Below are 457 nucleotides of genomic sequence, written 5' to 3'. Positions count from 1 at the left end.
TCCTTGAGGGCGTTGGGGTCGAACACCCGCCTCGGCCGGAACCGGCGCCGGCGCGGGATCCGCTGATCTACGACCCGGATTGGGACGAGCAAGCCCGGTTCGAGGAGTGGCGCGCCACGCTTGATCGTACAGCGGGGCTTCCGCCGGTGCTCGCGGCGGCGGTCCTTTGGGACGCCTGGGAAGAGGTCAGCCCGCTGCAGCACCAGTCCTGGCTCGGCGCTCTCCTGGTCGAAGCCATGCTGCGGCAGCGGCGGAAGACCACGGCTCACCTGCTCGCTCTCAATACGGGCCTGCGTGTCGTCGCTCGCGAACGCCGGCGCCATCGCGACAGGACAAAGCGGCTGCTGGCTGTTCTCGACGCGGTTTCGGAGGCCGCCGCACTCGGCTTGAAGGAGCACGACCGTCTCGCGATGGCGAGGGAACAGATGCTGCGACGCCTGAAGGGGCGGCGCGGTCA

At 69.6% G+C, this 457-nt stretch carries 1 protein-coding gene; it reads left to right on the top strand.

Going from position 1 to position 457, the window contains the following annotated elements:
• A partial coding sequence (locus EOA60_RS36985) for a DUF1612 domain-containing protein (RefSeq protein ID WP_128312826.1) occupies window positions 1-457 on the top strand: 457 nt, incomplete at both ends.

Origin of the sequence: Mesorhizobium sp. M1A.F.Ca.IN.020.06.1.1, assembly GCF_004023265.1 — a bacterium.
Classification (GTDB): Bacteria; Pseudomonadota; Alphaproteobacteria; order Rhizobiales; family Rhizobiaceae; genus Mesorhizobium.
The sequence above is the reverse complement of the archived record's forward strand: the minus strand, read 5'-3'. Positions and strand labels throughout refer to the sequence as shown.